Origin of the sequence: Microbacterium ginsengisoli (assembly GCF_000956535.1) — a bacterium.
Taxonomy (GTDB): Bacteria; Actinomycetota; Actinomycetes; order Actinomycetales; family Microbacteriaceae; genus Microbacterium; species Microbacterium ginsengisoli.
In genome coordinates, this window is record NZ_JYIY01000077.1 from 163,326 (window position 1) to 170,712 (window position 7,387).

10 protein-coding genes are annotated in these 7,387 nt (G+C 70.7%); 5 read left to right on the top strand and 5 right to left on the bottom strand.

Going from position 1 to position 7,387, the window contains the following annotated elements; genetic code table 11:
- Nucleotides 1-21: 21 nt before the first annotated feature.
- Nucleotides 22-663 carry a phosphoserine phosphatase SerB gene (gene serB / locus RR49_RS11225; RefSeq protein WP_425411866.1) on the top strand — a complete coding sequence of 214 codons (642 nt, stop codon included), beginning with the start codon at nucleotides 22-24 and terminating at the stop codon, nucleotides 661-663.
- A 3-nt stretch (nucleotides 664-666) separates the two neighbouring features.
- Here the strand turns inward: serB and fabG are convergent, their stop codons facing one another.
- A complete protein-coding gene (gene fabG / locus RR49_RS11230; RefSeq protein WP_045248161.1) occupies nucleotides 667-1,380 on the bottom strand; it encodes a 3-oxoacyl-ACP reductase FabG in 714 nt (237 codons plus the stop codon).
- Between the two features lie 109 nt (nucleotides 1,381-1,489).
- Between fabG and RR49_RS11235 the strand changes: the two genes are divergently transcribed.
- From RR49_RS11235 to RR49_RS11250, 4 genes are read left to right on the top strand one after another with little or no spacing between them, the layout of a single operon-like run.
- A complete protein-coding gene (locus RR49_RS11235) occupies nucleotides 1,490-1,936 on the top strand; it encodes a DUF4190 domain-containing protein (protein ID WP_045248162.1) in 447 nt (148 codons plus the stop codon).
- A gap of 42 nt (nucleotides 1,937-1,978) precedes the next feature.
- Entirely contained in the window at nucleotides 1,979-2,341 is a 363-nt protein-coding gene (locus RR49_RS11240; RefSeq protein WP_045248163.1) for a DUF3099 domain-containing protein, read from the top strand.
- Nucleotides 2,338-2,538 carry a hypothetical protein gene (locus RR49_RS11245; RefSeq protein WP_045248164.1) on the top strand — a complete coding sequence of 67 codons (201 nt, stop codon included), beginning with the start codon at nucleotides 2,338-2,340 and terminating at the stop codon, nucleotides 2,536-2,538. Before RR49_RS11240 ends, RR49_RS11245 begins: the two co-directional genes overlap by 4 nt.
- The gene (locus tag RR49_RS11250) at nucleotides 2,535-3,395 is read left to right on the top strand and encodes an SURF1 family cytochrome oxidase biogenesis protein (protein ID WP_245610981.1); all 861 of its coding nucleotides are present in this window, start codon (nucleotides 2,535-2,537) and stop codon (nucleotides 3,393-3,395) included. The genes RR49_RS11245 and RR49_RS11250 overlap by 4 nt, the downstream gene beginning before the upstream one ends.
- A gap of 13 nt (nucleotides 3,396-3,408) precedes the next feature.
- Here RR49_RS11250 and RR49_RS11255 read toward each other — a convergent pair whose 3' ends face one another.
- From RR49_RS11255 to RR49_RS11270, 4 genes are all read right to left on the bottom strand, one after another.
- Nucleotides 3,409-5,007 carry an ABC-F family ATP-binding cassette domain-containing protein gene (locus tag RR49_RS11255; protein WP_045248165.1) on the bottom strand — a complete coding sequence of 533 codons (1,599 nt, stop codon included), beginning with the start codon at nucleotides 5,005-5,007 and terminating at the stop codon, nucleotides 3,409-3,411.
- 115 nt (nucleotides 5,008-5,122) lie between these two features.
- A complete protein-coding gene (locus tag RR49_RS11260) occupies nucleotides 5,123-6,142 on the bottom strand; it encodes an ABC transporter substrate-binding protein (protein ID WP_045248166.1) in 1,020 nt (339 codons plus the stop codon).
- A 10-nt stretch (nucleotides 6,143-6,152) separates the two neighbouring features.
- Complete coding sequence (locus tag RR49_RS11265; protein WP_045248167.1) at nucleotides 6,153-6,977, bottom strand: ABC transporter ATP-binding protein; 825 nt, start codon at nucleotides 6,975-6,977, stop codon at nucleotides 6,153-6,155.
- Entirely contained in the window at nucleotides 6,974-7,372 is a 399-nt protein-coding gene (locus tag RR49_RS11270) for an iron chelate uptake ABC transporter family permease subunit (RefSeq protein WP_084603875.1), read from the bottom strand. Before RR49_RS11270 ends, RR49_RS11265 begins: the two co-directional genes overlap by 4 nt.
- Between the last annotated feature and the right edge of the window lie 15 nt (nucleotides 7,373-7,387).

Here is a 7,387-nt window from a genome sequence, read left to right on the forward strand (position 1 = left end):
GTCGCATCGCCTCCCGCTACGGTGGAGCGCGTGCCCGCTCGCTTCCTCATCGTGCTCGACGCCGACTCCACGCTGATCCGCAACGAGGTGATCGAGCTCATCGCGGACGAGGCGGGGCGCGGTGCGGAGGTCGCGGCGGCGACCGAGGCGGCCATGCGGGGCGAGGTCGACTTCGCGACGAGTCTGCGCTCACGGGTCTCGGCGCTGACGGGCGTCTCGCTCGACGCGTTCGCGCGCGTGCGGGCGCGCATCGAGCCCACCCCGGGCGTCCACGAGCTCGCCGCAGCAGTTCACGCGCGGGACGGTGTCTTCGGTGTCGTCTCCGGTGGGTTCCACGAGGTGCTCGACCACATCGCGCCCCAGCTCGGCGTCGATGTGTGGCGCGCCAACCGCCTCGCGCATGACGGCAGCGCTCTCACCGGCGTCGTCGACGGCGACGTCGTCGACGCCCAGGCGAAGGCCGACACCCTCCTCGAGTGGGCGGCGGAGCGCGGCATCCCCTCGCATCGCAGTCTCGCGGTCGGCGACGGCGCGAACGACCTGACGATGATGGCCACCGCCGGCCTCGGCGTCGCGTTCAACGCGAAGCCCGCCGTGCGCGCCCGTGCGAATCTGGTCGCCGCCCGGGTCGACCTCGCTCAGCTCATCCCGCTGCTGCCCTGAGGGTCAGTGCCCCATCCCGAGGCCGCCGTCGACGGGAATGACCGCGCCGGAGATGTACGCCGCGTCATCGGAGGCGAGCCACGTGACCACGCCCGCGACCTCGTCGGCTGAGGCGAACCTGCCCGCGGGGATGTTCTTCTTGTACTCCGCCTGCGTCGCCTCGGGGAGCTCAGCGGTCATGTCGGTCTCGATGAAGCCGGGCGCCACGACGTTCGCGGTGATGCCGCGTCCGCCGAGCTCGCGGGTGAGCGACCGCGCGAATCCGACGAGGGCGGCCTTCGAGCTCGAGTAGTTGATCTGCCCCGCCGAGCCGTAGAGGCCCACGACGCTCGAGATGAGGATGACCCGTCCCCAGCGCGCCTTCAGCAGACCCTTCGCCGCGCGCTTGACGACGCGGAAGGTGCCGCCGAGGTTCGTCGCGACGACATCGTCGAAGTCCTGCTCGCTCATGCGCAGCAGAAGTGTGTCGCGGGTGATGCCCGCGTTCGCGACGACGATCTCGACGGCGCCGAGGGTCGCCTCGATCTCGGTGAAGGCAGCGTCGAGGGATGCCGCGTCGGTGACGTCGGCGGGCACCGTCAGGGTTCCGGCGGGTCCCTCCCCGGACCGGGCCGTGACCGCGACCTTCGTGTATCCGGTGGACACGAAGCGCTCGGCGATGGCGCGGCCGATGCCGCGGTTTCCGCCGGTGACGAGGACGACCTTGTCGAGGGACATGCGGGGAACTCCAGACTCGTGGGACAGCTCCGGCCAGCCTATCGAGCGGAAGTTTGACAGCCGTTGTCGGCACTGGGACTCTGGTGCCACAGACGAGAAAGGCACCGCCGTGAGCACTCCGAACGACGAGAACCCGACCCCTGCACCCGCGACGCCCCCGACGGCCGCCGAGCCGACGGCGCCGCCCGCCGCCCCGGCACCGCCCGCGTACGAGGCCGCCCCTCCGGCAGCGCCGACCTACGCCCCTCCCGCAGCGCCCGGGTACCCGCCCGCCTATCAGGCGACCCCGACGTACGCGTACGCACCCGCGCGCAAGACCAACATCTTCGCGATCCTGTCTCTGGTGTTCGCCTTCGTGTTCTCGGTGCTCGGCATCGTGTTCGGTCACGTCGCACTCAGCCAGATCAAGCGCACCGGTGAAGACGGACACGGTCTCGCCGTCGCCGGTCTCATCGTGAGCTACGTGTTCGTGGGTCTGAGTGTGATCTTCATCGTGATCTACGTCATCTTCATCTTCGCCGTCATCGGTTCGGCCGCGACCTACCGCGGCTACTGATCGGGTCGCGTCACGATCGGACCGGCGTACGCTGGTCTCACCGTGAAGCGCCTCACCCCTCAGACCGCCACCTCGCTCCCGCGCGCCCCGCGCGAGGACGAGCGATCGCGCCAGGTCAAGTACCTGGTGTCGATGTCGGTGCGCGTCGTCTGCTTCCTGCTGATGGTGCTCGTCACGCCCTACGGCTGGTACACCTGGGTCTTCGGCGCCGCAGCAGCGCTCCTCCCCTACATCGCCGTCGTCATCGCCAACGTCGGTCAGGACCTGATCTCGAGCACCGCGAGCGCCCCGACAGATCAGACGGCCGAGGAACCTGCGACACGGGCGGTCGACGCCCACCCCGAGACACCGACGGTCATCACGATCTCCGAGTCGACCCGCGTCGATCGGGACGGCACCGCGTGAGTGCTGCGACACCCTGTTCACGAGCAGGATGCCGCGCCGACGCGTCCTGGCGGATCGACTGGCGCAACCCGCGCATCCACGCCGAGGACCGACGCAAGACCTGGACCGCGTGCGATGCGCACGTCGAGTTCCTGACCGGCTTCCTCACCTCCCGCGACTTCCCCGTGTGGACCTCGACCCTGACGGCCGCCTCGTGAGCGCGCCCGTGGAAGACCCGCGTCGCTGGCTGCGCTGGACCGGGTACGTCGCCGTCGCGATCCTCTTCGCGATCGCGTGCGCGTTCCTCTCGAACTGGCAGTTCGGCCGCAATACGTGGCGCTCCGACCAGCTGTCGCTCATCTCGAACAACTACGACGCGACGCCGGTCTCCCTCGACTCCGTGCTCGCCGCCGACGGCTCGCTCGACCCCTCGAAGCAGTGGCAGCCGATCAGCGTGCGCGGGACGTACGACGTCGCCGAACAGGTCGTCGCGCGCAACCGCATCAACAACGGCACGACCGGGTTCGAGGTGCTCACCCCCCTCACGCTCGACGACGGGAGGGTGCTGATCATCGACCGCGGCTGGGTGCCGCCGGCCGCCACCGGCGACGGCCCGAGCACGATCCCCGCTCCCCCGAGCGGCGAAGTCACCGTGATCGCGCGAGCCCAGCCGTCTGAGGCGCTGCCGTCGGGGCGCGGCACGATCACCGGGCAGGTGCCGAGCATCAACCTCCCCCTCGTCGCTGCGACGACGGGGGCCGAGACCTACACCGGCCTCTACGGCCTGATGGTGTCTGAGGACCCCGCCGCGGCATCCGTACCCACCCCGCTCGCTGCCCCCGACAACGACCCGGGCCCGTACCTGTCGTACGCGATCCAGTGGATCATGTTCGCCGTCATGGGGTTCGGGTTCATCGGCTACGTCATCCGCACCGAGATCCGCAAACGCCGGGGGCTCGACCGCACACCGAACGACGATGAGGAAGACGACGACGGCATCGAGTACGCACCTCGCAAGCGGCGTCGCAGCGACGCCGAGATCGAGGACGAGCTGCTCGATCACGCGGGGGCGTGAGGCATCCGCCCGCTCAGGCCAGTGTGATCAGGTCGGCGTAGTCGCGGCCCCAGATGTCCTCGACTCCGTCGGGGAGGATCAGCACGCGCTCGGGATTCAGCGCCTCGACAGCACCCTCGTCGTGGGAGACGAGGATGACGGCCCCCTCGTAGTGGGCGAGCGCGCCGAGGATCTCGTCGCGCGATGCCGGATCGAGGTTGTTCGTCGGCTCGTCGAGCAGCAGCACGTTCGCCGCCGACACCACGAGCGTCGCCAACGACAGGCGCGTCTTCTCACCGCCGGAGAGCACACCGGCTGGCTTGAGCACGTCGTCGCCCGTGAACAGGAACGAGCCCAGCACCTTACGGGCCTCGGTCGCGTTCAGGTCGGGCGCAGCCGACATCATGTTGTCGAGCACCGAGCGTGACGTGTCGATGTTCTCGTGCTCCTGGGCGTAGTAGCCGATCTTCAGCCCGTGGCCCGGCTCCACCTGACCGGTGTCGGCGAGGTCCACGCCCGCGAGGATGCGCAGCAGCGTCGTCTTGCCCGCGCCGTTGAGCCCCAGCACCACGACCTTGGAGCCCCGGTCGATCGCAAGGTCGACGTCGGTGAAGATCTCGAGCGACCCGTACGACTTCGACAGGCCCGAGGCGCGCAGCGGCGTCTTGCCGCACGCGGCCGGCTTCGGGAAGCGCAGCTTCGCGACGCGATCCTCCTGACGCACGTCGTCGAGCCCCGACAGCAGCTTCTCGGCGCGCGCGACCATCTGGTGCGCGGCCGCCGCCTTCGACGCCTTCGCCCCGAACCGCGCCGCCTGCTGCTGCAGCGCGGTCGCCTTCTTCTCCGCGTTGGCGCGCTCCTTCTTGCGGCGCTCCTCGTCGGCGACCCGCTGACGCAGGTAGTTCTTCCAGTTCATGTTGTAGATGTCGATGACCTGACGGTTCGCGTCGAGGTAGAACACCCGGTTGACGGTCTCGCCGACCAGCTCGATGTCGTGGCTGATGACGATCAGCCCGCCCTTGTAGCCCTTGAGGAACTCCCGCAGCCACACGACGCTGTCGGCGTCGAGGTGGTTGGTCGGCTCGTCGAGGATCATCGTCTGCGCGTCCGAGAAGAGGATGCGCGCGAGCTCGATGCGACGACGCTGGCCGCCCGAGAGGGTACGCAGCGGCTGGTCGAGGATGCGGTCGGGCAGCGAGAGGTTGTGGGCGATGGATGCCGCCTCCGCCTCGGCGGCGTACCCACCCAGGGCCTCGAAGCGCTCGGTGAGCGATCCGTAGCGCCGCATGGCCTTCGCCGCGGCATCCGGGTCGTCGGAGGCCATCTCGAGGGATGCCTCGTGCATGCCGATCGCGAGCTGGCCGAGACCGCGCGCATCGAGGATGCGGGTGCGGGCGAGGTCGTCGGGGTTGCCGGAGCGGGGGTCCTGCGGCAGGTACCCGAGCTCGCCGGCGCGATCCACACCACCGTTGCTCGGCAGCAGGTCACCCGCGAGCACCTTCGTGAGGGTGGTCTTCCCGGCGCCGTTGCGGCCGACGAGCCCCACCTTGTCGCCCGGGCCGACGCGGAACGAGACATCCGACATCAGCACGCGTGCGCCGACGCGGATCTCGAGATCGTGGACGGCGAGCACGGTCAGATCCGATCCGTTGAGGGGTGGGGAGAGCGACCCGACGGGGTCAGCCTCCCAGTATAAATCGCGCGGGGCACCCGACTGCGCGCCGGATGCCCCGCGGACGACGGGTCGCTCAGCCCTTGGCGGTCTTCACCGCCGCCGAGAGCTTCTCGGCGAGCGTGGGCAGCAGCCACGGCAGCGACAGCGCCGTGGGCGAGACCGCGGCGACGTTCTCCTCGCCGACCACCTCCGCGACCGCACCCGTGGCGACGGCCGGGATCAGCTGGCCGCGGGAGGACTGCAGGAAGGTGTCGAGGTCCGCCTGCTGCTCGCCCTGGATGAGGATGACCTGCGCGTCGACCTTGTCGAGCTGCTCGTAGCTGACGGTCGTGTAGAAGGTGCCGTCCTTCGGGTCGAGTGCGTCGAGGCTCGGTGTGGAGGTGAAGCCGAGGTCGCGCAGGATCTCGACGCGCGGATCCGCGTCGACGTACATGTAGAACGTGTTCACGTCGTCGTCCACGTAGGCGATCGAGGTGCCCTGGAACTCGGGGTGGGCCGCAGCGGTGTCCGCGACCAGCTTGTCGAGGTTCGCGAGCAGGGTGTTGGCGGCGGCGGCCTTGCCCAGCGCCTTCCCGACGATCGAGATGACGTCGCGCCACGGGGTCGACCAGGCGTGGTCGGGGTAGGCCACGACCGTCACGCCGGCCTTCACGAGGGCGTCCCGCTCGTCCTGCGTGATGCCCGAGTACGGGGCGAGGAACAGGTCGGGGTTCGTGGCGAGGACGGCCTCGATCGGCACCGTCTGCGCCGACGAGTCGAGCACGGTCGGGGTCGCGGCACCGAGGTCCGTGAGCGCCTTCTCGACCCACGGGGTGAGCTTGTCGTCACCCCCGCCGTAGTCCATCGACGCGACCGCGACGGGCACGGTGCCGAGCGCGAGCGCGGCCTCGGTCGCACCCCAGCCCCACGTCACGACGCGCTCGGGGGCGCTGGCGATCGTGGCGCCGCCGAGCGCATCGGAGATCGTGACCGGGAAGCCGTCGGAGGAGGCCGTGGTCGAGGATGCGGCGCCGGATCCGGCGCAGCCGGCAAGGGCGAGGGTCACCGCGACGACCGCCGCGAGGGCGGCGAGTCGGGAACGGGAACGGGTCATGTGCTGCCTTTCAGGGGAGGGATGGCACGGCGGGTGCAGGGTCGCCGTGCGTTCGGGGGATGACGAGGGGGCTCCCCGTCACGGGATCGGGGATGACGACGGCGTCGAGGCCGAACGCGGCCCCGACGGTCGCGGGAGTGAGCACGTCGCCCGGCGCGCCGTGCGCGATGACGGCACCGTCCGCCATCACGACGAGGTCGTCGGCGTAGCGGGCGGCGAGGGCGAGCTCGTGCAGGACGGCGACGACGGTCGTGCCCTGCGTGCGGTTGATGCGGCGCAACAGCTCGAGCACGTCGATCTGGTGGGCGAGGTCGAGGAAGCTGGTCGGCTCGTCGAGCAGCAAGGCGCGCGGCTGCTGGGCGAGCGCCATCGCGATCCAGACGCGCTGACGCTGACCGCCGGACAGGTCGTCGACGGGCCGGTCGGCGAGGTCGGCGACCCCGGTCTGCACCATGGCGTCGGCGACCACGCGGGCGTCGTCGCTGCGCCAGCGTCCGAGGGCGCCGCGGTGGGGGTGGCGGCCTCGGGAGACGAGTTCGGCGACGGTGACGCCGTCGGGGGCGATCGGATGCTGCGGCAGCAGGCCGACGGACTGGGCGAGGCTCCGGCGGGGCATCCCCGCGATGTCGTCGCCGTCGAGCGTCACCCGGCCGGCGAGCGGCGCGCGCAGTCGCGCGAGGGTCGACAGGAGCGTGGACTTGCCGCTCGCGTTCGCCCCGATGATGACGGTGAGCCGTCCGGGGGCGATGTCGAGGTCGAGCCCGTCGAGGACCCGGCGCCCGGGGTAGCCGGCGGCGAGCCCTTCGACGCGGAGGTGTGCGGAGGCGGTGGTCATGCGAAGCGTCCCTTCGAGGTCGCGAGGAGCCACAGCAGGAAGACGGCGCCGAGCGCGCCGGTGACCGCGCCCACGGGGATGCTGCGTCCCGGCCACGCGTGCTGGGCGACGAGGTCGGCACCGACGAGCAGCACGGAGCCCACGAGCGCGCTCGTGCCGAGCGAGGGAGCGGCGCCGCGGCGCAGCGAGCGTGCGATCGCGGGCGCGCACAGCGCGACGAACGAGATCGGCCCGCAGAAGGCGCACACCGTGGCGGTGAGAAGCACGGCCGCCGCGATGACCCCTAGGCCGTGTTGATCAAGTCTGATTTGATCCAGATGAGCGTCGCGGCGAGGCTGACGGCGGCTCGGTAGCTGCGGAGGAGCTTGTCGGAGCGCATCGCGATGCCGCGCCACTGCTTGAGCCGGTTG

What these genes read in the sequence shown, in the direction of transcription:
- fabG (WP_045248161.1), bottom strand. Translation starts at nt 1,380, where the DNA reads ATGTCCCTCGACAAGGTCGTCCTCGTCACCGGCGGAAACCGCGGCATC.
- RR49_RS11265 (WP_045248167.1), bottom strand. Translation starts at nt 6,977, where the DNA reads ATGACCACCGCCTCCGCACACCTCCGCGTCGAAGGGCTCGCCGCCGGC.
- RR49_RS11260 (WP_045248166.1), bottom strand. Translation starts at nt 6,142, where the DNA reads ATGACCCGTTCCCGTTCCCGACTCGCCGCCCTCGCGGCGGTCGTCGCG.